This window comes from Kribbella sp. NPDC050470, from assembly GCF_044458365.1.
GTDB lineage: Bacteria > Actinomycetota > Actinomycetes > Propionibacteriales > Kribbellaceae > Kribbella.
Genome location: NZ_JBITHV010000003.1, coordinates 67,352 through 90,210 on the forward strand (window position 1 = coordinate 67,352; position 22,859 = coordinate 90,210).

Here is a 22,859-nt window from a genome sequence, read left to right on the forward strand (position 1 = left end):
CGCCCCGCTGACGTTTACCCGTAGTTCCGGTCGATCGACGCCGACGGGGTCGGGCTGGGCTTGGTCTCGGCGGCCCGCTTGTCGCTCGGGTGGGTGCCAGGCTCGACACCCCGCAGCGTCCCGAGCAGCTCGAGCTCGGACAACGTGACGCCGTCCGCGCCCGCGGCCGTCAGCACCAGCCGGTACTGCGTGTAGGCCTTCGGCGAGGCGATCGAGAACGACCGGGTGTACGACGCCCAGGCCCACTTCTCCCCGATACGGCGATCCACCGGCGACCACGTCGTACCGTCGTTCGACCCCTCCAGGACCCAGCCCGACGGCGGCGCGCCGGTGGCGCCGCTGGTCAGCGTGTACATCCCGACCGGGCGGCCCTGCGGCAGCGCCACCGTGATCGTCGGGTTCGCGCCGGTCAGCGTGACCTGGGTCTTGGCGTCGTCATCGGTCAGCGCGGTCACGTCCAGACCGCCGGCGCCGACCACCGCGCCCCCGTCCGACGTGGAGTCCTGCCACGTCTTCGGGTCCTCGCCCGGCGTGGTGATCGACGGCGGAGCGTCGTTCCGGCCGGTGCCCCACCTCGACGGCTTGTCGGTCATCTCGAACTCGATCTTGCCGCCGTTCGCGATCAGCTCGTGCGGCAGCGCGGTCGAGGTCCACTTCTTGCCGTTCACCCGGACGCCCTTGACGTAGATGTTCCGCGCGTCGTTGCCGGGCGCGCTGACCACCAGCTTCTTGCCGTTCGCCAGCCGCACCGTCGCCTTGGTGAACAGCGGCGACCCGATCGCGTACGACGGAGCACCCACCTGCAGCGGGTAGAACCCGAGCATGCTGAACAGGTACCACGCGGACATCTCGCCGTTGTCCTCGTCACCCGGGTACCCCTGCCCGATCTCGGACCCCAGGTACAGCCGGGACAGCACCTCGCGCACCTTCTCCTGCGTCTTCCACGGCTGACCCGCGAAGTCGTACATGTATGCGATGTGGTGCGACGGCTGGTTGCTGTGCCCGTACTGACCCATCCGTACGTCGCGGGCCTCGAGCATCTCGTGGATGGTGCCGCCGTACCCGCCGGTGTGCAGGGCGTCCTCCGGCGTGCTGAAGAACTCGTCGAGCTTCTTCGCCAGCCCGTCGCGGCCGCCGTAGATCGCGGCCAGGCCGGCCCCGTCCTGCGGGGTCGAGAACGCCATGTTCCAGGCGTTCGTCTCGGTGTAGTCGTGACCCCAGTCGCGCGGGTCGAAGGTGCCCGGCGAGCTGCCCCAGACGCCGTCCGGCCCCTTGCCCTGGAAGAAGCCGAGCGCCGGGTCGAACAGGGTCACGTAGTTGCGGGCCCGGTTCAGGAAGTACTTGTAGTTGTCCAGGTACTCCTGCTTGCGCGGATCGTTCTTCTTCGCGGTGTCGTGCAGCCGCTTCGACATGTTCGCGATGCCGAAGTCGTTGATGTAGCCGTCCATCGACCAGCTGAAGCCCTCACCGGTGGTGTTGGCCGTGTAGCCGTTGAACGTGGACAGGTCCAGGCCCTTGCGGCCGACGTTCTGCGACGGCGGCACGACGGCCGCGTTCTTGAGGGCGGCGTCGTACGCGGCCTGGACGTCGATGCCCTTGATGCCCTTCAGGTAGGCGTCGGCGAAGGCGACGTCGGAGCTGGTGCCGACCATCAGGTTGGCGTAGCCCGGCGACGACCAGCGGGAGATCCAGCCGCCGTCCTTGTACTGCTGGACGAACCCGTTGACCAGGTCGGCCGCGGAGTCCTGGGCGAACAGCGAGTACGCCGGCCACACCGTCCGATAGGTGTCCCAGAAGCCGTTGTTCACGTACGTCTGGCCGGCCACGATCTTCGAGCCGGTCGTGGTCGGGGTGTCGGTGCCCACCTTCGGCGAGGTCGGGGACGCGTACTTGATCACCGGGTCCTTGCGGGTGCCGGTGTTCTCCGAGCCGTTGTTCGGGTAGAGGAACAGCCGGTAGAGGTTCGAGTAGAGCGTGGTCAGCTGGTCCGCGGTCGCGCCCTCGACCTCGATGGTGCGCAGCTTCGCGTCCCACCGGGCCTGGGCATCGTCCTTGACCTTGCCGAACTTCGACCCGGCCGGCAGCTCGAGCTCCAGATTCCGGCGGGCCTGCTCGGTGCCGATCAGCGAGGTCGCGATCCGGAGCTGGACCTGGGTGACCTTCGGGTCGAAGCCGAAGTACCCGCCGACATTCGCGCCGCCGCCGTTCGACAGCTTGCCGGAGGCAATCACCTTCTGGTCGACGACGCCGTACACGAACAACCGGCCGGCGCCGGTGGACAGGCCGCTCTTGACGTCGCTGAAGCCGGTGACGGTGCCGGCCTCCGGGTCCAGCGTCAGGCCGCCGTTGTTGTTCACGTTGTCGAACACCAGCGACGCCTTGCCGGCCGGGAACGAGAACCGCAGCAATGCCGCGTGGTCGGTCGGCGCAATCTCGGCGGCGTTGCCGTTGTCGAAGGTGACGCCGTAGTAGTACGGCCGGGCGATCTCGTTGTCGTGGCTGAACGACCAGGCCCGCGCCTTGCGGTCCGCGGTCGGGGTCGCGGCCGTCGACGGCATCACCTGGAACGTCTGCCGGTCACCCATCCACGGGCTCGGCTCGTGGCTGATCGACAGCGCCTGGATGGTCGGCTTGTTGGCCTCGTTGTTGCCCTTGGCGTAGTCGTACAGCCAGGACGTCGAGCCCGCGTTCGTGACCGGCGTCCAGAAGTTGAAGCCGTGCGGTACGGCGGTCGCCGGGAAGTTGTTGCCGCGCGAGAACCCACCGGTCGAGTTCGTCCCGCGGGTGGTGATCGCCAGGTCCGACGGGTGCTTGGCCGCGGTCTTCCGGGCGGCCCGGTCGGGGTTGATCGCGGCGGCGATCCGGATGTCGTCGATCCAGCCGCGGAACTCGGCCGGGCCGGACGGCTTGTCGTAGCCGACCAGGATCCGGGTCACCGTCTTGCCGGCAGCGACCGTGCCGAGGTCCGCCTCGACGTTGTTCCACTGGTTCGTGGACAGGCCCTTCGCGTCACCCTGACCGCGCGGGCTGAGCTCGAAGCCGTGATGATCCTGCGCGCGAAGATCGCTCAGGTAGGTGCCGTCGGAGAACGCGAGGTCGAGCGCGGCGAACGTGCTCGGGTAGCTGAGGTCGCCCTCGGTGTGCTCGGGGAAGATCTTGTACGACAGCCGGGTGTCCTTGCCGATCTTCAGGTCGACGTCGGCGATCCGGTTCCAGCTGTAGCCGCGGCCCTCGGCGGTCTGGTGGCCGGCGTACCGGAACGACTTGACGCCGGTGTAGCCGACCCGGGCGCGGGCGTTGTAGGCGCTGGTCGGGCCGGAGTCCAGCCGGGACTCGACGACCGGGCCCGGCGGCGGCAGCGGGGCGCCGTTCGAGAGGTACCAGTCGGCGAGCTGGACGATGTTCTCACCGTGGTTCAGGGTGATGTCCAGCTTGAAATAGGTGTACGGCGTCTCGTTCGAGAAGCTGTACTCCTTGGTCTGGAACCGGTTCTCGAAGCTCTCGCCGGTCCGGGTGTCCAGCGTGGTCCAGGTGGTCCCGTCGTTCGAGCCGGAGACGGTCCAGTTCTGCGGGTCGCGGCCGTCGGCGTCGTTGGCCGAGGTGAGCGCGTACTTGCGGATCACCACCGGGGCCGAGGTCTGGTAGACCAGCCAGCCGGTCGGCTCGAACACCAGCCACTTGGTGAACTTGTCCCCGTCGGCGGCGTTGGTGGCGATCTCACCGCCTCCGGTGTTCTCGCCGTTCGCGGTCACCTCGGTGACCTTGTCCATCTCGCTGCCGCCGATCCCGGTCGGCGTCGGGCCGCGGACACCGTCGGTGCGCGGCTTCCCGTCCGGCCCGGTCTCGACCGTGTCGGTGTAGCCGGGCTGTGGCTGTCCCGGCTCGAACGAGGTGAAGAAGGAGGACCCGGTGGCCACCGGCTGGTCCTCCGACGTGGTTGAGACGGCATTCGCTGGCGTCATGGCAGTCGACATTGTCACAACGAGTCCCAGAGACGCGACGAGCCCCAGTGGGCGGCGGAGATTCATCAACGCTCCTTGCACGGCCGGACCGGCGCAACGGGTCTCACCCCGTCCCCCGGTGTGGGGTGCGCGGCCCCGATGACAAGGTTGTCAGCCCGCGCCCGGGGTGATCCTGCCCAGCTTCGTCACCCCTGGTCAATAGTTCGTAGCGCACTGTCGACGACTGGTGGGGGATTGACACTCCAGCGGTAGGTTGAAGCCATGGACGAACGTGTGCTGGTGACCGGGGCGGCCGGATTCATCGGGCGGGCCGTGGTGGCCGGCCTGCGGCATCGCGGAGTCCCGGTGACAGCCGTGGATCGGGAGCCGCCGGACCCGTCGTGGGACGAAGGCGTGCAGGTGGTCACCGGCGACCTGGCCGACCAGGAGGTCTGCATCGCCGCGTTCGAGACCCGGCCGAGCGCCGTGGTCCACCTGGCCGCGCTGACCTCGGTCCTGCGCTCGGTCGACGCGCCCATGCAGACCTTCGCCCAGAACGTCACCATCACCCAGGTGCTCCTGGAGCTGTCCCGCGGCAGCGGCGTTGACCGCTTCATCCTCGCGTCGACCAACGCCGTCGTCGGTGACGTCGGTACGGCGACCATCAACGCAAACCTTCCGCTCCGGCCACTCACGCCGTACGGCGCGACCAAGGCGGCCTGCGAGATGCTGCTCTCGGCGTACTCGGGCAGCTACGGCCTCGCGACCGCCGCGCTGCGGTTCACCAACGTGTACGGACCGGGCATGTCGCACAAGGACAGCTTCGTGCCGCGGATGATGAAGGCCGCGCTCAAGGACGAGGGCGTCCGGATCTACGGCGACGGCGAGCAGCGCCGCGACCTGGTCTACATCGACGACGTCGTCGCCGGCATCATGCTCGCCCTCGACAAGGCGTACGACCGTCGCGCGATCATCGGATCCGGTCGGTCCGTGTCGGTGCTGGAGATGGTCGAGGCGGTCCGCGCGGTCACCGGCCGCCCGGTGCCGGCCGAGCACGTCGAGGCGCCGGCCGGCGAGATGCCGGCGGTGGTCGTCGACATCACGAACGACCTCGGCTACGAGCCGGCGGTGTCGCTGGAAGACGGGCTCGCCCGCACGTGGCAGTACTTCCAATCCCGGTGAAACCCCAAGTACCCCGCCCCCTCGCTGCGCTCGGGGGCGGGGTGTTAAGGGAGCACTGGCTGCTCGCTGTCTTCCTGCTGGCGGGCACCGTCCTGCGTGTGCTCGCCACCATCGCCTACCGGCCGGCGATCATCTACACGGACTCGGTCCAGTACCTCAACAACATGGCGGCGCTGAGCCCCAACCAGCTCAACCCCATCGGCTACGAGTTCCCACTGCGGCCTCTGGTCAGCCTGGGCGGTCTCACCCTCGTCGTCATCGTGCAGCACATCGTCGGGCTCCTGCTGGGCGTCGCCATCTACGCACTAGCCCGGCGGCTCAACGTCTACCGCTGGCTGGCCGCTCTGGCCGCCGCACCCCTCCTGCTCGACGCCTACCAGGTGCAGATCGAGCAGAACATCATGGCCGAGACCACCTTCGACGTACTGCTGGTCGCGATCCTCTGGCTGCTCCTGGGTTGGGGAGTCCCCGGCTGGAAGCGTGCGCTCGCGGTCGGTCTGCTCCTCGGCGCCGCCTTCGCGGTCCGCACCATCGGCCTGACCCTGCTCATCGCGGTCGTCCTCTACCTGGTCGTCGTCGGCAATGCCTGGCGTCGCCGTCGCCTCGAGCTGGTACGGCGTACCGCGGCAGCGATAGCCGGATTCGCGGTGGTGTTCGGCGCGTATGCGGTCTACTTCCACACGGAGACCGGGCGGTGGGGATTCACCGGTGCCGAGAACCAGGTGCTGTACGGCCGGACCGCAGTAGTCGCCGACTGCTCGAAGCTGCCGCTCAACGAGGGCACCAGGCTGTTCTGCCCCAAGGAGCCGCTCGGTGAGCGTCTCGGCGTCGACAAGTACGCGCACAACCACTACGGCGACCCCAACTGGCCTGGACCGCTTCCACCCGGCACCACCAAGCAGGAGCTGGCCACGGAGTTCGCCCGATTGGTCATTCGGCACCAGCCGCTGGACGTCACCTGGGCCGCGCTGAAGGACTTCGCCAAGGGCTTCGCGCCGACCCGGACCACGTCGCCGGACGACGTGCCGCTGGAGCGCTGGCAGTTCCAGACCACCTATCCGAACCTGCAGGACCCGAACACCACCAAGGCCGCGGTCAAGTGGGACGGGTCGCAGCCACAGGTGGCTCATGTCCCGGCCGTCATCCTGCGCGCGTACCAGCTGAACGGCGGCTACACGTCCGGAACGCTGCTGGGGATCTGCGTGCTGATCGCCCTCGCCGCAGTGGCCGGTCTTGGCCGTGCCAAGACGTCAGGGCTCCGGTCTGCCGCCCTGCTGCCCGCAGCCGCTGGTGTGATCCTGCTGCTGGGCTCTGCGGCTTTCGAGTTCTCCTGGCGCTACCAGCTGCCCGGTCTGGTCCTCTTCCCGCTCGCAGGAGCGATCGGACTGCGCGCACTGCTCGGCAAGGACCAAGCGCGTCCCGCGATGGCCGACTACCCGGACGAGGTGGACTCCCTTGCGGTGAAGGACTTCGGTACGCCGTCCTTCGCGCCGATCGTCGTGGTGATTGCCGCCTACAACGAGGCCGGCGGCATTGGCCCGGTGCTGACCGACATGCCGCGTACCTGCGCCGGCCTGCCGGTCGACGTCCTCGTCGTGGTCGACGGCTCGACCGACGACACCGCCGATGTTGCCCGTCAACACGGTGCTTACGTGTGCGTTGCCCCCAGCAACCGTGGGCAGGGCGCCGCACTCCGGCTCGGCTACCACCTGGCCGCCGAGGGCGGAGCGCAGTACGTCGTGACGACCGACGCCGACGGGCAGTACGACAACGACGAGCTCGACGTGCTGCTGCAGCCGATCCTGGATGACCGGGCCGACTTCGTCACCGGGTCGCGCCGGCTCGGAGCCGAGGACGCGGACAGCCGGCTGCGCTGGGTCGGGGTGCGGGTTTTCGCCGTACTAGCGTCGATTCTGACCCGACGGAAGCTGACCGACACGTCGTTCGGCTTCCGCGCGATGCGGGCCGAGCTGGCGACCGCGGTGACGTTGCGCGAGCCGCAGTACCAGTCGTCGGAACTGTTGCTCGGGGCACTCGCTCTCGGCGCGCGCGTGGTCGAGCTGCCGATGACGATGCGGCGCCGCGGCGACGGGACCAGCAAGAAGGGCCCAGGCCTGGTGTACGGCGCGAACTATGCGCGGGTGATGACGACTACGTGGCTACGGGAGTACGTGCTTCGGCGGGGTCGGCGGACTCCGGCGCAGGCTTCTTGGCGAACACGTAGCGATCGAACAGCACGAACTTCAGGATGAACAGCACGCCGTAGGTGCCCAGGTAGGAGGCGCTGACCAGGGCGGTCTGCCAGGCGTGTGAGGCGATCCGGTCCTGGACCAGGTTGTCGGTGACCGTGGTGACGATCGCCGCGATCACGGCGGACACCACCGAGATGATTGCGTACGGCAACAGCTCGCGACCGCTCGGGTTGCGGTGCCCCCAGGTCCAGTGGCGGTTGATCAGGTAGCTCGGGACCGTGCCGGTCACCCAGGCGACCAGGGTGGCGATCAGCGGCGTCGTGCCGAACCCGTAACAGAGCGCGAACGCCGCCTGGCTGAGCACGGTGGCGACCACCGAGGCCGCCAAGTACTTCGCCCACAGCAACAAACGGGTCCGGCTCAGGCCGAATCCGCTGATTACCTTGGTCAACGTACGCATTGGCCCTATTGTGCACCCCCGCACCCAGCACAGTCCCCTGGTTGCCAATTCATAGCCAATTCCCAGCTTGCTAGTGGGCCCGATCACGTTAGGGGAGCGGGTACTCGGGATAGGAAGGACAGTGAAAGCCAACATCCCTTCAAGGAAGGCGGCCGAGCCGTGCGAGTACTCGTCCTGGGCGGTGACGGCTACCTAGGGTGGCCGACCGCGCTGCATCTGTCAGACCGCGGCCACGAGACGGCCGTCCTCGACAACTTCGCCCGCCGGGGCTACGACCAGGAGCTGGGGGTCCAGAGCCTGGTGCCGATCCAGGACCTCGACACCCGGGTGGCGGCCTGGGAGGAGGTGTCCGGCCGGCGGATCGCGGCGTACACCGGCGACCTGGTCGACGCCGACTTCGTCTACCGGGTGGTGCGTGAGTTCGAGCCGGAGGCGATCGTGCACTTCGCCGAGCAGCGGGCGGCGCCGTACTCGATGATCGATCGTGCGCACGCGGTCTACACCCAACACAACAACGTGGTCGGCACGCTGAACCTGATGTACGCCGTGGCCGAGACCAACCCGGACATCCACCTGGTCAAGCTCGGCACTATGGGTGAGTACGGCACGCCGAACATCGACATCGAGGAAGGCTGGCTGGAGGTCGAGCACAACGGGCGCAGGGACCGGATGCTCTACCCGAAGAAGCCGGGGTCGTTCTACCACCTGAGCAAGGTGCACGACTCGCACAACCTGGAGTTCGGCTGCCGGATCTGGGGGATGCGGGTCACCGACCTCAACCAGGGCGTCGTCTACGGCCAGCAGACCGAGCAGACCGTGCAGGACCCGCGGCTGGCGACCCGGTTCGACTACGACGCGGTGTTCGGCACCGTGCTCAACCGGTTCGTCATCCAGGCCGTGCTCGGCGAGCCGCTGACCGTCTACGGCAGCGGCGGCCAGACCCGGGGCTTCCTGGACATCCGGGACACCGTCGAGTGCATCCGGCTCGCGGTCGAGAACCCCGCCGACGCCGGCGAGTTCCGGGTGTTCAACCAGATGACCGAGAGCTACTCGGTCGCCCAGCTCGCCGACAAGGTCGCGGAATGCTTCCCCGGCCCGGTGCAGGTCGAGCACCTGGAGAACCCGCGGGTGGAGCAGGCCGAGCACTACTACAACGTGAAGCACACCGGACTCGTCGGCCTCGGCCTGCAGCCGCACCTGCTGTCCGACACGCTGATCGACTCGATGTTCGACATCGTCGCCGCCAACAAGGACCGCGTCGACCCGGCCGCCCTGCTACCAACTGTCCGCTGGCGCGGCCACCTGAAGACCTAAGGTCGTGTCTGGCAATTCCCCGCCTACTGCGCGGCACTCGGCACGGCACCTCGCCGCACTGGCCCGAAGGCCACGATGCTCCGCATCGAGACCTCCGCTCCAGCACGCCGATGCACCGCACCGAGCACCTGCTCGCTACGGCGCGGAACTGCCAGACACGACCTAGGCGAAGAAGCAGAAGATGTGGCCGACCGGGTCGGCGTACACCCGGACGTCGGGCTGCGGCTGGAACTCCTGCAGCCGGGCGCCCAAGGAGGTCGCGCGCTCGTGCGCGGCCTCCAGGTCGTCCACCTGGAGATCGAGGTGCAGTTGCATCTGCTGCTTTTCGGTCTCGCTCGGCCAGGTCGGCGGCCGGTAGTTCGGCTCCAGCTGGAACGACAGCTTGGTGTCGTTCGGGCCGATCGCCGTCGCCCACGTCTCGTCGTCCTCACCCAGCTGCCAGCCGAGCAGCTCGCAGTAGAACCGCGCGAGCTGCCGCGGATCCGGTGAGTCCAGTACCACGCCTTTGAGTGGAATCATTCTTCGCACGCTAGCGGCGACCCCCGACAAGCAACGTCGGCAGTACGGCGAGGAAGCGGTCACGCCGGCCTCGGTCCGCCTGCTCGGCCAGCCACCCGTCCGCGTCCTCCTGCGTGATCAACGCCTTCTCGACCGCAGCCGCCGCAGCCGCCACGAGCTGACCGGCCAGCAACCCGTGATCGGTGACCACCTCGGTGTGTACGACGACCTCGACGTCGCGGAACCCGGCGTCGAGCAACAGGTCCCGCAGGCTGCGAGCCGCCCGCGGTGCCACCGACCGCGACTCCAGGCCGAGCAGGACTACGTCAGTCAGATCCTGATCGGCGCTGTCGATCAGCAGGAAGCCGTAATCCTGTCCACCGAGTACGACGTGCCCGCCCGGGCGGGTCACCCGCCGGGCCTCGGCCACCGTCGGCACTGGGTCCTCGAGCAGGTGGAAGAGCCGGACCGCGCGGTAGCCGTCCACCGACGCGTCCTCCAGCGGCAGGTCGTCGGAATGTGCCACGTGAAACATTGCCTCGGGCACCCGGACCCGGGCGGCCTCGACCGCCTCCGGGTCCGCGTCCACCCCGATCACCTTCAGCCCGGCCGCGGACAACTCGGCAACCGCATGACCGGTGCCGCAGCCGACGTCGACGCAGGTTCCGCCGCTGGTCAGGTTCAGCAACCGGTACGACTCCGCCCGGAGCTCCGCTGCTCCGGGACGCTCCTCGATCCGTTCCAGAAGGCTCATGCTCCCAGGCTGAAACTTCAGGTCCACCTGAAGTCAACCTGTCACACTTCCGCACCGGGATGCGTCAGGCTGGGTGGCGGGACGGTCCCGCCGCAGAGTCGCACCGGGAGACGAGTGATGAAGTTCGCCAAGACCATCGTGTACGTCGAGGACGCCAAGGCCTCGATCGAGTTCTTCGAGCGCGCGTTCGGGTTCAAGGGGACGTACTGGGACAACGGCGCCGGCATGGTCGATGCCGGTGGTGTCCAAGTGCACTTCGCGACGTACGAGCTCGGGCAGAGCCACCTGCCCGAGATCGGCAAGCCCGGCGCGGTCGCGTTCGAGCTCTCACTGACCACCGAGGACGTCGACGCCGCCTTCCAGCGGGCCGTCGAGGCCGGCGCCCAGCCACTGCAGGAGCCGGAGAAGTCGCCGTGGGGCCAGGTCACCTCGTACCTCCGCTGCCCCGACGGCACCGTCGTCGACCTCGCGTCGCCTGCCTGAGGGCGTGGCTCCTGACCGTGCCGTCGGCGAGCGTTTGCCGGCGGCAAGGTCCATGCGCTCGGTCAGCAGGCCATCATGACGTGGTGACTATGGGGGCACCTTCGCTGGCCTGCACCAGCACAAAACCCTGCCCCGTGAAGGCCAGCTGCATGGCCTCCCCACTGCCACGCCCGATCAATGCGCCCGCTTTCATGGTCCGATTGACCCCGACCTGAAGCCCGGTGCTCCAGCAAACCGCCGACTGCGCATCGGCCGCCGTCGGCATGCGTGCGACGTCGAGCAGCACCGGCGTGCCGTGCGTGGTCACCGCCACCCACCCGGTCCCCGTCACCGTCGTGTTGAACAACCCACCGGCTGCCATCCCGGCCCCCTGAACCCGGTGGATGTCCCAGCTGAGCTGTGGCTGGAAAGCCAGCAGATTCCGCCCGTTGACGGTCAGCCCTTCGTTCTCCAGGAAGAACAGCTGAATGTCGTCAGCGTTGTCGGCAAGGTAGAGCAACCCGTCACCACGAACTCGCATCAGCGACACGCCCTCACCTGTCGCGACCTTCTTGAACAGCTTGCCGAGACCTCCGGCGCCCTCGTAGTCGAAGTCCATCCGCCCTTGGAAGGCGACCATCGAGCCTTGCTTCGCGAGCACCTGGTCAGGCAGCTGGACGCGCAACATCTTCTTGTTCTCCAGCCCGAAGCCGCCGGGCAACGGCTGGCCGTCGAGATTGCCGAGAACCGAACTTCGCACGACGTCCCCCTTCGACCGGGAATGATGCCGACAGCCTAAGCCTCGGTCCGTGGCCGGTCGGCTGCTCAGTCCATCGACACCTTGTCGAACGAAGTGGTGGTGTAGCGGACGTCGACGCCCACTTCGTCGCCGACCGCGGGCGGGGCCACCGTCGACGGCAGGAAGAGCATGCTGGCCTGCATGTGCGGGGGCTCGGCGAACCAGCGCTGCTTGCCTTCGATGGTGAACGGCGACAGCGCCATGCCGGCGGCGTCCAGGCTGCCCTTGGCCATCGCGATCGCGCGCTGGCGAACGGTGGCCGCCGCGGTCGGCGCCTCCAGGCCGACGCCGTGCGCCGTACCGCCCGACACCACCAGGATGTGCCCGTCACCGCTGACCCGGCGCTGCCGGTAGCCGACCCGCTCGCCGCGCCGGACCGAGTGCACGTCGAGCACCGTCGACCGCACGGACAGCGCGCCGCGGTCGCCGAGCCAGAGCCCGGTGCCCATCCGGAGTTTCACGTCCTCGCCGATGTCGGAGAGCTTCTGGGCCGGCACGTGCGACACCCAGAGCGGTCCGCGCCGGACGGCCAGGGCCGCCTTGCCGAGCTCCGAGGCTTCTCTGAGGTTGGCCGACGTACCGCCGGCGCCCATCGGGAAGTGCAGCGACCAGCCCTCGAACCGGATCCGGTCGAGCGCGTTCAGCAGCATCGTGTGCCGGAGCTCGCGGGCGCCGATCCCGTGCCGCCGCATCGAGGTCTGCACCTCGATCAGCACCCGGCTGCCGGCCGGGATCGAGACCAGGTCGGCCAGCCGGCTGACCGTGTGGATCACGTTCTTGCTCTGCGGGATCTCGTGGAACGGCCGCCACGGCGACAGCACGACGATGTCCTCGCGCGGGTCCGGCGGCACCTCGAAGTAGGTGCCGACCGCGACCGTGCGGGCGCCGAGGGCGCGCGCCTCGGCCAGCAGCCGGTGGTTGCCGAAGCCGTACCCGTTGCCCTTGGCGACCGGGACGATGTCGGGGTTCCACGTGGAACGCAGATGTTCGCGCCATCGATCGGAATCGACGTGCAGGACTAGGGGCATGGTGTCAACGCCGTCTCATGTAGAGGTCGAATGCGGTGTAGAGCGCCTTGTTCAACGGCAGATCCCACTCACCGACGTACTCGACGGCCTCGCCGCCGGTGCCGACCTTGAACTGGATCAGCCCGACGTGCGGGTCGTTCGGGTCCAAGGTGTCGGTGATGCCCCGTAGGTCGTACACGGACGCGCCCGCCGCGAGCGCGTCCGTCATCATGCGCCACTGGATCGCGTTCGATCCGCGCACGTCTCGCTTGGCGGTCGAGCTGGCACCGTAGGAGTACCAGGAGTGACCGCCGACCCGGACCCAGATGGTCGATGCGACCAGGTCGCCTTCGTGGTAGGCGTTGTAGATCCGGAAGTCACAACAGTCGGCCGGCTGGTCGGCCATCGCGGCGTACATCTTCTCGAAGTACGGCAGCGGCCGCGGCGTGAAGTGGTCCCGCTCCGCGGTCTCGACGTACAGCTGGTGGAACGCCTTCAGGTCCTCGGCGCCGCCCTGCGTCACCTCGACGCCGGCCTTGTCGGCCTTCTTGATGTTGCGCCGCCACAGCTGGTTCATGCCCTTGAGGAGGTCGTCCTGGCCGCGGCCGGCCAGCGGGACCTGAAAGACGTACTGCGGTTGTCCGGCCGCGAATCCTTCTCCGGTCCGCGGCGCCTTCCAACCCAGCGCGCGCAGCTGCTTGGCGACCAGCTCGCCGGACGGCTCGATCACGTCGGCCCGGACGTCGCCGAGCTTGGGCTGCTGCCCGCCGGCGATCGCGTCCTTGATGGTCTTGGCGCCCCACCGCCGGGTCGCCACCGGCGGACCCATCCGGATGCCGAACGCGCCGCGCTCCTGCAGGTGCCCCGCCAGCGGGCGCAGGTACCGGCCGAGATCGACGGCCTCCCAGTCGATCACCGGGCCCTCGGGCAGGTAGGCCAGGTACCGCTTCACCTTCGGCATCTGCCGGTACAGCACCAGGCCGGCGCCGACCAGCTCCGCCGGGTTGGCCGGGTCGTACCAGCCGAGTGACTGCGCCTTCCACTCGCTCTTCACCGCCGCCCACCCGGGGGTCTGCAGGAAGCTCGCCGCCGGTTGCGCTGCGATATAGGCAGCGTGCTCGTCGGCCGAGATGGTCCGGATGCTCAAGTCACTCACGGTCGGTCAGGTTACCGGCCCGAAGCTTTGAACCGTAGCCGAGCCGGTGACCTGATCAAACCCTGTGGATAACTGGGCTTGCTTACTGGGCGAGGAGTTTCTCCGAGAGGTCCCACAACCGAGTGGCCGACTCCGGATCGAGGGCGTACGCCGAGACGCCGCTGTAGTCGTTGTCTCCGTGCGGCAGCGCCTCGTTGTTGTCCTCGAAGTACCGGCCGGTGACGCCGTCGACGAGTGGTGACGCGGCCAGCAGGACCGAGGTCGACGCACCCTGCTCGGGGGTCTTCCAGGCGAAGCCCTCCCAGTTCTTGAAGAACTCCTCCGGCAGGTGCCGCTGCAGCGCGGTCCGGATGCCGCCCGGCATCAGCGCGTTGGCGACGATCCCGTCGCTCGCCCAGCGCTTCGCCGCCTCGACGGCGAACAGGACGTTGGCCGTCTTCGATTGTCCGTACGCCGCCCACTCGTCGTACGGCCGGTGCTCGAAGTGGATGTCGTCGAAGACGACGTCCGAGCGGTTGTGCGCGCTGGAGCTGACGGACACGATTCGGGCGTTGCCCGCCTGCGCGAGCGCCGAGTGCAGGCCGGTCGCCAGCCCGAAGTGGCCGAGGTGGTTGGTGGCGAACTGGTGCTCCCAGCCCTCCGGCGTGCGGTTGAGCGGCTCGGCCATCACGCCGGCGTTGTTGACCAGTATGTGCAGCGGTCCGTCCCAGTTCTCGGCGAACGCGCGCACCGAGGCGCGGTCGGCGAGCTCGAGCGGCGCCACGAAGACGTGACTGTTGCCGGTCGCCTCGATGATGTCGGCCGCGGTGCGCTCACCGGCGGCGGTGTTGCGTACGGCGAGAGTCACCTCGGCCCCCGCCGACGCGAGGGCACGGGCGGTCTCCACGCCGATGCCGGACGCGCCGCCGGTGACGACCGCGCGACGCCCGGACAGATCCACGCCGGCGATCACGTCGGCCGCGGTGGAGTCATAGCTGAAGGGGGTGGTGATTCGGCTCATCAGGTTCGGTCCTGTTCTGCGAGCTAGGCTTTAACCGGAGGAACCTCCGGTAATCCCAGTTAACTGGAGGCACCTCCGGTTATCAAGTCCGATAGGTTCTGGGGTCAGAAGGGAGGGGAGATGGGCACTGGCGAACGTCCGCTGCGGGCGGATGCGCTGCGCAACCGCGAGCAGATCCTGGCCGCGGCGTCGCGCGCGTTCTCGACGTGCGGCCTGGAGGCGACGCTGGAGGGGATCGCGAAGGACGCCGGTGTCGGCATCGGCACCCTCTACCGGCACTTCCCGACCCGTGAGCTGCTGATCGAGGCGGCGTACCGCAGTGAGCTGGCCGCGATCTGCGACGCCGCGCCGGTGCTGCTCGACACGATGCCGCCGGCCGAGGCGCTGCGGGCCTGGATGGACCGCTACATCGACTACATGACCCGCAAGCTCGGCATGGCCGACGCGCTGCGCGCGGTGATCGCGTCCGGCGCGAACCCGTACGCCCAGAGCTTCGAGCTCCTGGTCGGCGCGATCAAGCCGTTCCTGGACGCCGGCGCCGCGTCCGGCGATCTCCGCTCCGATGTCTCGGCGGACGACGTACTGGTCAGCATCAGCGGGGTCGCGCTGGCCACTGGGAAGAACCGCGACCAGGCGGACCGAGCCCTCAACCTGTTGATGGACGGCCTCCGCTATCGGAGCTCTTAGTGCAGAAGGTCGCACTGGTGACGGGCTCGGCTTCGGGGATCGGGGCGGCGACAGCCCGGCGGTTGGCCGCGGACGAGATGACGGTCGCGGTGCACTCACGGTCGAGCCGGGACGTGGGTACGGCGCTGGCGCGCGAGCTGAACGGGTCGTACTTCCAGGCCGATCTCGCGGACGACGCCGAGGCGACTGGATTGGTGCCGCGGGTGCTGGCCGAGTTCGGGCGGCTCGACGTACTGGTGAACAACGCGGGGATCAGCTGGCCGGTGCCGCACGCGGATCTCGAGGCGTTGACGGCGGACGACTGGCGGCGGCTGCTCGACGTCAACCTGATCGCGCCGTGGTTGCTGTGTACGGCGGCCGTGCCCGCGCTCCGGGAGTCGGGTGGCTGCATCGTCAACGTGACCAGCCATGCCGGTGTCCGGCCGAAGGGAAGCTCGATCGGGTACGCCGCCTCGAAGGCCGCGCTGAACCACATGACCAAGCTGCTGGCCGCGGCACTCGGACCATCGGTGCGCGTCAATGCGGTCGCGCCCGGCCTCGTCGACACCCCGCTCACCGCCTCGTGGACCGAGGCCCAGGAGCTGTGGAAAACCACGAGCCCGATGCGCCGCGCGGCCCAGCCGTCGGACGTCGCGGACCTGATCTCCGCACTTGTCCACAACACCTATGTGACCGGCGAAGTGGTCCTGCTCGACGGCGGCCTGAACCTGCGCTGATTCTGTCGGTGCCAGCTCCTACAATCGCCGGATGTCTTTGGGTCGAGACTTCCGGCGGCTGTGGGTCGCGTTCACCGTCAGCGCGGCCGGATCGGCGGTCGGCCTCGGCGCGTTGCCGCTGATCGCCGTACTCGCTCTCGACGCCAGCACCTTCCAGGTCTCGATGCTTGCCGCGCTGTCGGCGATCGCGGCCGCTGCGATCGCGTTGCCGCTGGGCGACTTCATCGAGCAGCGGCGGAAGCGGCCGGTGATGATCGCGGCCGACCTGGTCCGGTTCGTCGTACTGATCTCGGTGCCGGTCGCGGCGGTGTTCGACGTACTGACCTACACGCAGCTGTGCGTGGTCGGCGTGGTGCAGGCGGCAGCGTTGATCGTGTTCCAGGCGGCGAGTGGCGCGCACCTCAAGGCGCTGGTCCCGGCCGAGGGGCGAGCCGAGGCGAACAGCCGGTTCGAGCAGACCAACTGGATCACGCTGAGCGTAGGACCGGCGGTCGGCGGCGCACTGGTCAGCTTGGTCGGTGCGACCGTCACGTTGGCTGTGGACGCGGTGTCGTTCCTCGGATCGGCGCTCGGCATCCGGCGGATCCAGCAGCCCGAGCCCGAGCCGGTACGGCGGGATGGGAAGGCTGACATCACCGCCGGGTGGCGGTACATCCTGCGGCATCGCGGACTGCGGGTGCTGTTCTGGAACTCGCAGCTGTTCGGCGGACCGGTGATGATGACGTCGCCGCTGCTCACCGTGCTCATGCTGCGCGACCTCGGCCTGCCGGCGTGGAACTACGGGCTCTCGCTCGGCCTGTCCTGCCTGGGTGGCGTCCTCGGCGCGCGTCTCGCGCCCCGGCTCACCCGACGCTACGGACTGCAGTGGATGCTGTTCGTGTTCGGCGTACTCCGGGCGCCGTGGCTGCTGCTGATGCCGCTGGCGCCGGCCGGGTGGGGTGGCTTCGCGCTGATCACCGCGGCCGAGGTCGGGCTGCTGGTGGCTGCCGGAGCGTTCAACCCGTCCTTCGCGACGTACCGGATGGAGGCGACCGAGGACGGCTACATGGCGCGGGTGGTGGGCGCGTGGTCGATCAGTTCGCGCTGCGTGCAGCCGGCGTTCATGGCGCTCGGCGGGGTGCTCGCTGCGGCGATCGGACTCCGTGGTGCGTTGTGGATCGCGGGCGGGTGCTGCCTGCTGAGTGCCGCCGTACTGCCGTGGCGGTCGGCTACAGCAGCTCCATTGCCTGAGCCAGTCTGACCTGGCTGCCCATCATCCCGCCGTCGGCCTGGGCGTCGAGATACGTGACCGCCCGCTCGGCCGGGAGCACGAGGACCTCGACCACCTGCTCGCCGTCGTCGGGGTTGGTCGGCTCCTGGTCGACCACGACGTCCGCGACGACAGTGGCCCAGTACGAGATCGGGTGCGGGAGGTGCGGACGGTAGGGGCCCGGGCGGCGGTGCTCGGCGCGGTGCGCACCGAGCCAGGTCAGCGGTCCGGTCAGGCGGGCGCCGGCCTCCTCGAGCAGCTCGCGCTGCACCAGCTGCTCGATCGTCTCGTCCGGCTCGCGGGTGCCGCCGGGGAGGAAGCGCCAGCCGAGGTCGTTGCCGCAGACAACGACTCCGCCGTTGGTGCGGCCGATCACGTGCACGTTGCTGATCAGCTCGTCCGGCGGCACCTCGGTCGAGAACCGGACATCGAGCTCACCCCAGGCCCAGTGGTCCGGTGCGAAGAGCTCGGGAAACCGCTCGGCCCAGGTCTGCATGGGGGCCATTCTCGCGGCTGCGCTACCGTCCCCCCATGGCGGCCCAACCACCGGACCCATCGCCCGACCCGGATCCCTCGCCTGACCCGGCGCCTGCACCCGAGCCTGAGCGCGCCCGGCGGACGACTGCGCGACTGCTCGGGACCTCGGCCGCGCTGGCTGCCATGGTCGGTCTCTTCCAACTCGCCGACATCCTCCGCGGCGCCTCGACGTACGGCGCCGCCGCCTGGATCGCCGTGGTCGTCGCGCTCCTGGCCGTCCTCGCGCTCATCGCCTGCTACGCCGCCTGCGCGCTCGAGCGCGCGACCCTGCGCACCCGCGTGATCGGGAGGCTCGACCTCTTCCAGACGTCGACCGTCGTACTGCTCATCGCGCTCACCGCAGGCGTTCTCCTCCCCACCCGCAACACCACCGCGCTCGCGCTGCTGCTTCCATGGGGGATCGCCTACTGGGTGCACGGCCTGCCCGCGGCTACTTCAGATGAGACCTGAGGTAGTCGATGTCGGCCTTCTGACCGTGGTTCGCGTTCGGGGTCTCGACCACCACCGGGGCACCGGCTGCCTGCACCACCGCGACGATGTCGGCCGGGTCGATGTGACCCTCCTCGAAGTTGCTGTGCCGGTCCGCGCCGGAGCCGAACTCGTCGCGTGACCCGTTGGCGTGCACCAGGTCGATCCGGCCGGTGATCGCCTTCACCTTCTCCACGATCGTCGGCAGTTCCTCGCCGGCCGCGTGGAAGTGGCAGGTGTCCAGGCAGAAGCCGACGTTCTCCAGCCGGTCGTTGCCCGAGGACTGCACCGCGTCCCACAGCCGGGCGATCCGGTCCAGCTGGCGGGCCATCGCGTTCTCACCGCCGGCCGTGTTCTCGATCAGCAGTGGCACCGGCAGTTCGGCCCGCTCGATGCACTTGCGCCAGTTGTCGAAGCCGGCCTCCGGGTCGTCCTCGTCGCCGACGTGCCCGCCGTGCACGATGACGCCCTTGACGTCGATCTCTGCCGCCTTGTCGAGGGTCTGCTGGAGCAGCTTGCGGCTCGGGATCCGGATCCGGTTGTTCGTGTTCGCCACGTTCAGCCGGTACGGCGCGTGCACGTACAGATCGACGCCCGCCGCGGCGGCTCGCTCCTTCAGCGCCGCTTCGCCGTCGGCGTAGGCGAGCTTCGGCGCCTTGTAGTCCTGGGGGTTGCCCAGGAAGAACTGCACCAGGTCGGCGCCCCGGTCGGCCGCCTCGGCCAGCGGGTCTTCCTGGTCCACGTGCGCACCCAGCTTCAAGCTCATGACCCCACCCTAGAACCGCCCACCGACAGTACTGAATTCCTCCCCCGCCCCACCGCCCCGATCTCAGGAACCCCATCCCTCGGAACGTGTCACGGGCCGCGAGTCGTGAGCGGGCGGCTGGACCGGCCGCCCCTCGAACTCCGTGGAGAGAACGACGTGCGTGTTCATCTCGCCGTGCTCGCCGAGGCGCTCGAAGAGACCTTCGAGGTGCTTCATGGAGGTCACGCGGACGCGGAGCATCGAGCAGGAGTTGCCGCTGAGCTTGTGGATCTCCAGCACCTCGGGGAAGTCCTCCGCGCGGGTGGTCTTCAGCAGGCAGCGTCCAGTGCTGCAGCGCATTTGAATGAAGGCGGACAGCGGCTGGCCTGCGCGGGCCGGGTCGACCTGCGCGCGGTAGCCGACGATCACGCCCGACTCCTCCAGCCGCCGTACCCGGTCCGCCACCGCAGGCGGTGACAGGTTGACCCGCTTGCCGAGCTGGTTGAACGACAGTCGCCCGTCAGCCTGCAGCTCGGAGAGGATCTGCCAGTCCGTCGCGTCCAGGTCGCGCTCCTGAAAGGTCATCTCCCCAGAACACCTTCGACATCGCCACTGCACAAGGGTGAATGCCTTACTTCGTACATTCAGCGACGGCGGCTGCCTTTCTAGCGTTGCAGACATGCTGATTCCCGTCGTTCTGGCCGCCGCCCTGATGAACGCCGCCATGGTCGCCGCGAGCGCGGTGAGCACCATCCTGATCTCCGACAAGCTGAGCCCCGGCTTGGCCGGTCTGCCCAACACAGCCGGCGTACTGGGCACGGCCGCCGGCGCACTGGCCGTCGGCAAGTGGACTGCCCGCCGCGGACGCGCTCAGGCACTCCGCACCGGGTACGGCGTTGGCGTCGCCGGCGGAGCGTTGACCGTGCTGACCGCAGTGGGCGCTCACGTTTCGCTGCTGTTCGTCGGCATGTTCCTGCTCGGTGCGGGCAACGCTGCGAGCCTGCTGTCGCGGTACGCCGCGGCTGACGCCGTACCTGTTGCCCGACGCGCGTCTGCCATGAGCACAGTCGTCTGGGCCAGTACGGCGGGTGCTGCCGGCGGACCGTTCTTGTTGGCGCCGTCGCAGTCGTTCGCTCGGGCACTTGGGCTGCCGGCGGTCGCGGGACCGTTCCTGCTGGCGTTGGCCGCGGTGTTCTGCGCTCTGATTGCGTCCACCTACATCCCGCGGGCGCGGGCGGTGGAGGTGTCGACGGATGGCGAGCGCTTGGCGGCGCCTCGTCGTACCCAGGTCGTTCTGGCTGCCGCTGTGATGGTCGTGGGGCATCTGGTGATGGTGGCGCTGATGACTGCGGTGCCGGTGCATGCACACCACCACGGAGCGGGGCTGGGGGCGCTGGGGCTGATGCTGTCCGCTCACACGCTCGGCATGTTCGCCCTGTCTCCGCTGACCGGTTGGAGCATCGATCGGTTCGGCACTCGGCCTGTTGTGGTGGCCGGGCTCGGGTTGTTGCTCGTCTCCGGCGTACTGATCACCCAGTCCGGCCCGGTCTTCACGCCGGCGTTGTTCCTGCTCGGCTACGCCTGGAACCTCTGCTATCTGGGCGGCAGTGCGCTGCTGGTCACCGCGGAGCTGGAGAGCAAGGTCGAGTCGTCCATCTGGACCGTCTCCGCCCTGGCCACAGCCGCGTCTCCCTGGCTCTTCACGCTTGGCGGCTTCAGCCTCCTGGCCACCTTCTCCTGGCTACTGGCAGTCCCGCTGCTACTCCTGACCTTGCGACGTACCTCTCCGGCCGACCGTCGCCAGACCTCTAGCATTGGTTCGTGATCAGCCCCGACTACTTCCGTGCACTCCGCCCTGGTCCCGTCGAGGTCGACGGGAGGACGTGGTCCTTGACCGTCCATGACCTCGGCTTGCTGCGCGTCCCGAGTGGCCGCCTCGAGGCCTGCGACCCGTTCGTCACGCTGGGGGAGGCGCCGGTGGTCGACGTACCGCCTGGTGACTACCCGGTGCAGGTCACCGTGGCGGACGTGTCGGAGGAGCAGGACGGGAGCCACCTCCGGGAGGCGTTCCTGTCGCTGCGCGTCGCGGACGGCGAGGTCGCGCGGGTCGAGGCGGCGACCAGCTCCGGCGACGCTCTGGGCGAGGACGAGTTCTGGGCGGTCGGTGTGGACGCCGGCACGGTCGCGTTCGTGGATGCGGAGGCCGCCCGGTCCAAGATGCCGGAGGGCAACTGGTACGACGACCTGTTCGACAACGGCCGTGACGACAGCTGGTTCGCGCTGATGGACTCGGCCGACCACCTCCGCGAGGGCTGCGCGAACATCGTGCTGCCACTCGCCACGGACGGTGAGAATGTGGTGCTGGCCCACTCGGGCTGGGGTGACGGCGCGTACCCGGTGGTGCGGACCGTGGACGCGGACGGCCGGGTTCTCGCCGTACACATCGATCTGCTGGTGGTCGGGCCGGAGAGTGACGACTGATCGCCGCCGAGTGACGGAGAGTTACCGGAAGTGCCCTGTGGATATGGTCAAGAGGGCGTCCGGACGCTGGTATTCTTTTGGGTGTGGCCCGGTCCATCGACCGGGCTCATTGCTTGGCGCCGGTGGCAAGTGCCGACGCCGGGCATCATCGCATCGCCCTCCTGCCACGGAGAGACCGTGGCCGCCAAGTCCGAAGGAGGTGGAGTTCGCGCATGCGTCGTTACGAAGTCATGGTGATCCTCGACCCTGAGCTCGATGAGCGCACCGTGGAGCCGTCCATCGACCAGTACCTGAACATCGTCCGCAAGGAAGGTGGCACGGTCGAGAAGCTCGACATCTGGGGTCGTCGCAAGCTTGCTTATGACGTGAAGAAGAAGGCCGAAGGCATCTACGCCGTCATCGACCTGACCGCGGAGCCCGCGGTGGTGAAGGAGCTCGACCGTCAGCTCACGCTGAACGAGTCGATCCTCCGCACCAAGGTCATCCGGCCGGACCAGCACTGACCCTGGGGTCGTCAGCAACCATCGGTACTGTCGGCGCCAGCCGCTACTGATAGTTGTGGACACAGCCACACCCGACAGCAGGAGGAACGGCAATGGCAGGCGAAACCGTCGTCACTTTGGTCGGCAACCTTGTCGACGATCCGGAGCTCCGGTTCACCCCGTCCGGCGCCGCCGTCGCGAACTTCAGGATCGCGTCGACGCCGCGCACGTACGATCGGCAGACCGGTGAATGGAAGGACGGCGAGTCGCTGTTCCTGAGTTGTTCCGTCTGGCGGCAGGCCGCGGAGAACGTGGCCGAGTCGCTGCAGCGCGGCATGCGCGTGATCGTGCAGGGCCGGCTCAAGTCCCGCTCGTACGACGACCGTGAGGGCAACAAGCGCACGGTCTTCGAGATCGACGTGGACGAGGTCGGGCCCAGCCTGCGCAGCGCCACCGCGAAGGTGACCCGGGCGATGCGCTCCGGTCCCGGCGGTGACGGCGGCGGCTTCGGTGGTGGCGGTGGCGGGAACCAGGGTGGCGGCGGCTACGGCGGCGGCCAGGGCGGTGGCGCCCAGCAGCAGAACGACCCCTGGGCGACCCCGCAGGGCGGTGGCGGCCAGTCCGCCCCGCAGAACGACCCCTGGGCCGGCCAGGGTGGCGGCGGCTCGATGGAGGAGCCTCCGTTCTGATCCGGTCCCGGGTCGTGACCAACTGACAAGAGTGACCATT

23 protein-coding genes are annotated in these 22,859 nt (G+C 68.8%); 12 read left to right on the forward strand and 11 right to left on the reverse strand.

From position 1 onward, the window contains the following. Nucleotides 1-14: 14 nt before the first annotated feature. A complete protein-coding gene (locus ACIBGM_RS08695) occupies nucleotides 15-3,962 on the reverse strand; it encodes a GH92 family glycosyl hydrolase (protein WP_396384950.1) in 3,948 nt (1,315 codons plus the stop codon). Nucleotides 3,963-4,223: 261 nt separating this feature from the next. On the opposite strand from ACIBGM_RS08695, the gene ACIBGM_RS08700 reads away from it, so the two are divergent. Together ACIBGM_RS08700 and ACIBGM_RS08705 are read left to right on the forward strand one after the other, a co-directional pair. Beyond that, nucleotides 4,224-5,123, forward strand: a complete 900-nt coding sequence (locus ACIBGM_RS08700; RefSeq protein WP_396384951.1) for an NAD-dependent epimerase/dehydratase family protein — start codon at nucleotides 4,224-4,226, stop codon at nucleotides 5,121-5,123. Between the two features lie 41 nt (nucleotides 5,124-5,164). Beyond that, complete coding sequence (locus ACIBGM_RS08705; RefSeq protein ID WP_396384952.1) at nucleotides 5,165-7,375, forward strand: glycosyltransferase family 2 protein; 2,211 nt, start codon at nucleotides 5,165-5,167, stop codon at nucleotides 7,373-7,375. On the opposite strand, the gene ACIBGM_RS08710 is transcribed toward ACIBGM_RS08705, so the two are convergent. Further along, nucleotides 7,275-7,775 carry a GtrA family protein gene (locus tag ACIBGM_RS08710; protein WP_360513908.1) on the reverse strand — a complete coding sequence of 167 codons (501 nt, stop codon included), beginning with the start codon at nucleotides 7,773-7,775 and terminating at the stop codon, nucleotides 7,275-7,277. The two genes, ACIBGM_RS08705 and ACIBGM_RS08710, sit on opposite strands and share 101 nt — an antisense overlap. Nucleotides 7,776-7,934: 159 nt before the next feature. Between ACIBGM_RS08710 and ACIBGM_RS08715 the strand changes: the two genes are divergently transcribed. Continuing rightward, nucleotides 7,935-9,089, forward strand: a complete 1,155-nt coding sequence (locus ACIBGM_RS08715; RefSeq protein ID WP_396384953.1) for an NAD-dependent epimerase/dehydratase family protein — start codon at nucleotides 7,935-7,937, stop codon at nucleotides 9,087-9,089. A gap of 162 nt (nucleotides 9,090-9,251) precedes the next feature. Here ACIBGM_RS08715 and ACIBGM_RS08720 read toward each other — a convergent pair whose 3' ends face one another. Together ACIBGM_RS08720 and ACIBGM_RS08725 are read right to left on the reverse strand one after the other, a co-directional pair. Continuing rightward, nucleotides 9,252-9,608, reverse strand: coding sequence for a VOC family protein (locus ACIBGM_RS08720; RefSeq protein ID WP_396384954.1), 357 nt, complete (start codon nucleotides 9,606-9,608; stop codon nucleotides 9,252-9,254). A 10-nt stretch (nucleotides 9,609-9,618) separates the two neighbouring features. After that, on the reverse strand, nucleotides 9,619-10,341 hold the full coding sequence (locus tag ACIBGM_RS08725; RefSeq protein ID WP_396384955.1) for a methyltransferase domain-containing protein: 723 nt from the start codon (nucleotides 10,339-10,341) through the stop codon (nucleotides 9,619-9,621). 117 nt (nucleotides 10,342-10,458) lie between these two features. Between ACIBGM_RS08725 and ACIBGM_RS08730 the strand changes: the two genes are divergently transcribed. Further along, entirely contained in the window at nucleotides 10,459-10,824 is a 366-nt protein-coding gene (locus ACIBGM_RS08730; protein WP_360513919.1) for a VOC family protein, read from the forward strand. Nucleotides 10,825-10,897: 73 nt separating this feature from the next. Here ACIBGM_RS08730 and ACIBGM_RS08735 read toward each other — a convergent pair whose 3' ends face one another. From ACIBGM_RS08735 to ACIBGM_RS08750, 4 genes are all read right to left on the reverse strand, one after another. Then, a complete protein-coding gene (locus tag ACIBGM_RS08735) occupies nucleotides 10,898-11,524 on the reverse strand; it encodes an AIM24 family protein (protein WP_396384956.1) in 627 nt (208 codons plus the stop codon). A gap of 104 nt (nucleotides 11,525-11,628) precedes the next feature. Then, entirely contained in the window at nucleotides 11,629-12,630 is a 1,002-nt protein-coding gene (locus ACIBGM_RS08740) for an alanine racemase (protein ID WP_360513925.1), read from the reverse strand. A gap of 4 nt (nucleotides 12,631-12,634) precedes the next feature. Next, nucleotides 12,635-13,765 carry a lipid II:glycine glycyltransferase FemX gene (locus ACIBGM_RS08745; protein WP_396384957.1) on the reverse strand — a complete coding sequence of 377 codons (1,131 nt, stop codon included), beginning with the start codon at nucleotides 13,763-13,765 and terminating at the stop codon, nucleotides 12,635-12,637. Between the two features lie 82 nt (nucleotides 13,766-13,847). Continuing rightward, on the reverse strand, nucleotides 13,848-14,765 hold the full coding sequence (locus ACIBGM_RS08750; RefSeq protein WP_396384958.1) for an SDR family NAD(P)-dependent oxidoreductase: 918 nt from the start codon (nucleotides 14,763-14,765) through the stop codon (nucleotides 13,848-13,850). A gap of 120 nt (nucleotides 14,766-14,885) precedes the next feature. Between ACIBGM_RS08750 and ACIBGM_RS08755 the strand changes: the two genes are divergently transcribed. The 3 genes from ACIBGM_RS08755 to ACIBGM_RS08765 are packed head-to-tail and all read left to right on the forward strand — an operon-like array spanning nucleotide 14,886 to nucleotide 17,408. Continuing rightward, complete coding sequence (locus ACIBGM_RS08755) at nucleotides 14,886-15,452, forward strand: TetR/AcrR family transcriptional regulator (protein ID WP_396384959.1); 567 nt, start codon at nucleotides 14,886-14,888, stop codon at nucleotides 15,450-15,452. Further along, nucleotides 15,452-16,168 carry an SDR family NAD(P)-dependent oxidoreductase gene (locus ACIBGM_RS08760; RefSeq protein WP_396384960.1) on the forward strand — a complete coding sequence of 239 codons (717 nt, stop codon included), beginning with the start codon at nucleotides 15,452-15,454 and terminating at the stop codon, nucleotides 16,166-16,168. The genes ACIBGM_RS08755 and ACIBGM_RS08760 overlap by 1 nt, the downstream gene beginning before the upstream one ends. Nucleotides 16,169-16,199: 31 nt before the next feature. Continuing rightward, on the forward strand, nucleotides 16,200-17,408 hold the full coding sequence (locus tag ACIBGM_RS08765; RefSeq protein WP_396384961.1) for an MFS transporter: 1,209 nt from the start codon (nucleotides 16,200-16,202) through the stop codon (nucleotides 17,406-17,408). Here the strand turns inward: ACIBGM_RS08765 and ACIBGM_RS08770 are convergent. After that, a complete protein-coding gene (locus ACIBGM_RS08770; protein WP_360513943.1) occupies nucleotides 17,377-17,913 on the reverse strand; it encodes an NUDIX domain-containing protein in 537 nt (178 codons plus the stop codon). The two genes, ACIBGM_RS08765 and ACIBGM_RS08770, sit on opposite strands and share 32 nt — an antisense overlap. A 35-nt stretch (nucleotides 17,914-17,948) precedes the next feature. Between ACIBGM_RS08770 and ACIBGM_RS08775 the strand changes: the two genes are divergently transcribed. Beyond that, nucleotides 17,949-18,404, forward strand: coding sequence for a hypothetical protein (locus tag ACIBGM_RS08775; protein WP_360513946.1), 456 nt, complete (start codon nucleotides 17,949-17,951; stop codon nucleotides 18,402-18,404). Here ACIBGM_RS08775 and ACIBGM_RS08780 read toward each other — a convergent pair. Both ACIBGM_RS08780 and ACIBGM_RS08785 read right to left on the reverse strand, forming a co-directional pair. Continuing rightward, nucleotides 18,385-19,188 (reverse strand): deoxyribonuclease IV, encoded by an 804-nt coding sequence (locus ACIBGM_RS08780; protein ID WP_396384962.1) that lies wholly within the window; start codon nucleotides 19,186-19,188, stop codon nucleotides 18,385-18,387. The two genes, ACIBGM_RS08775 and ACIBGM_RS08780, sit on opposite strands and share 20 nt — an antisense overlap. A gap of 63 nt (nucleotides 19,189-19,251) precedes the next feature. Further along, on the reverse strand, nucleotides 19,252-19,752 hold the full coding sequence (locus tag ACIBGM_RS08785) for an Lrp/AsnC family transcriptional regulator (protein ID WP_360513952.1): 501 nt from the start codon (nucleotides 19,750-19,752) through the stop codon (nucleotides 19,252-19,254). A 94-nt stretch (nucleotides 19,753-19,846) separates the two neighbouring features. On the opposite strand from ACIBGM_RS08785, the gene ACIBGM_RS08790 reads away from it, so the two are divergent. The 4 genes from ACIBGM_RS08790 (at nucleotide 19,847) to ACIBGM_RS08805 (ending at nucleotide 22,819) form a co-directional block, all read left to right on the forward strand. Continuing rightward, a complete protein-coding gene (locus ACIBGM_RS08790) occupies nucleotides 19,847-20,992 on the forward strand; it encodes an MFS transporter (protein WP_396384963.1) in 1,146 nt (381 codons plus the stop codon). Next, complete coding sequence (locus ACIBGM_RS08795; protein ID WP_360513958.1) at nucleotides 20,989-21,648, forward strand: DUF4241 domain-containing protein; 660 nt, start codon at nucleotides 20,989-20,991, stop codon at nucleotides 21,646-21,648. The genes ACIBGM_RS08790 and ACIBGM_RS08795 overlap by 4 nt, the downstream gene beginning before the upstream one ends. A 212-nt stretch (nucleotides 21,649-21,860) precedes the next feature. After that, entirely contained in the window at nucleotides 21,861-22,151 is a 291-nt protein-coding gene (gene rpsF, locus ACIBGM_RS08800) for a 30S ribosomal protein S6 (RefSeq protein ID WP_132211461.1), read from the forward strand. A gap of 92 nt (nucleotides 22,152-22,243) precedes the next feature. Then, nucleotides 22,244-22,819 carry a single-stranded DNA-binding protein gene (locus tag ACIBGM_RS08805; RefSeq protein WP_360513961.1) on the forward strand — a complete coding sequence of 192 codons (576 nt, stop codon included), beginning with the start codon at nucleotides 22,244-22,246 and terminating at the stop codon, nucleotides 22,817-22,819. Nucleotides 22,820-22,859: the final 40 nt, after the last annotated feature.

Excerpts from the sequence above, each read along its gene's own strand:
- ACIBGM_RS08695 (WP_396384950.1), bottom strand. The coding sequence starts at position 3,962 with ATGACGCCAGCGAATGCCGTCTCAACCACGTCGGAGGACCAGCCGGTG.
- ACIBGM_RS08700 (WP_396384951.1), top strand. The coding sequence starts at position 4,224 with ATGGACGAACGTGTGCTGGTGACCGGGGCGGCCGGATTCATCGGGCGG.
- ACIBGM_RS08710 (WP_360513908.1), bottom strand. The coding sequence starts at position 7,775 with ATGCGTACGTTGACCAAGGTAATCAGCGGATTCGGCCTGAGCCGGACC.
- ACIBGM_RS08720 (WP_396384954.1), bottom strand. The coding sequence starts at position 9,608 with ATGATTCCACTCAAAGGCGTGGTACTGGACTCACCGGATCCGCGGCAG.
- ACIBGM_RS08725 (WP_396384955.1), bottom strand. The coding sequence starts at position 10,341 with ATGAGCCTTCTGGAACGGATCGAGGAGCGTCCCGGAGCAGCGGAGCTC.
- ACIBGM_RS08730 (WP_360513919.1), top strand. The coding sequence starts at position 10,459 with ATGAAGTTCGCCAAGACCATCGTGTACGTCGAGGACGCCAAGGCCTCG.
- ACIBGM_RS08740 (WP_360513925.1), bottom strand. The coding sequence starts at position 12,630 with ATGCCCCTAGTCCTGCACGTCGATTCCGATCGATGGCGCGAACATCTG.
- ACIBGM_RS08750 (WP_396384958.1), bottom strand. The coding sequence starts at position 14,765 with ATGAGCCGAATCACCACCCCCTTCAGCTATGACTCCACCGCGGCCGAC.
- ACIBGM_RS08755 (WP_396384959.1), top strand. The coding sequence starts at position 14,886 with ATGGGCACTGGCGAACGTCCGCTGCGGGCGGATGCGCTGCGCAACCGC.
- ACIBGM_RS08765 (WP_396384961.1), top strand. The coding sequence starts at position 16,200 with ATGTCTTTGGGTCGAGACTTCCGGCGGCTGTGGGTCGCGTTCACCGTC.
- ACIBGM_RS08770 (WP_360513943.1), bottom strand. The coding sequence starts at position 17,913 with ATGCAGACCTGGGCCGAGCGGTTTCCCGAGCTCTTCGCACCGGACCAC.
- ACIBGM_RS08775 (WP_360513946.1), top strand. The coding sequence starts at position 17,949 with ATGGCGGCCCAACCACCGGACCCATCGCCCGACCCGGATCCCTCGCCT.
- ACIBGM_RS08780 (WP_396384962.1), bottom strand. The coding sequence starts at position 19,188 with ATGAGCTTGAAGCTGGGTGCGCACGTGGACCAGGAAGACCCGCTGGCC.
- ACIBGM_RS08785 (WP_360513952.1), bottom strand. The coding sequence starts at position 19,752 with ATGACCTTTCAGGAGCGCGACCTGGACGCGACGGACTGGCAGATCCTC.
- ACIBGM_RS08790 (WP_396384963.1), top strand. The coding sequence starts at position 19,847 with ATGCTGATTCCCGTCGTTCTGGCCGCCGCCCTGATGAACGCCGCCATG.
- rpsF (WP_132211461.1), top strand. The coding sequence starts at position 21,861 with ATGCGTCGTTACGAAGTCATGGTGATCCTCGACCCTGAGCTCGATGAG.
- ACIBGM_RS08805 (WP_360513961.1), top strand. The coding sequence starts at position 22,244 with ATGGCAGGCGAAACCGTCGTCACTTTGGTCGGCAACCTTGTCGACGAT.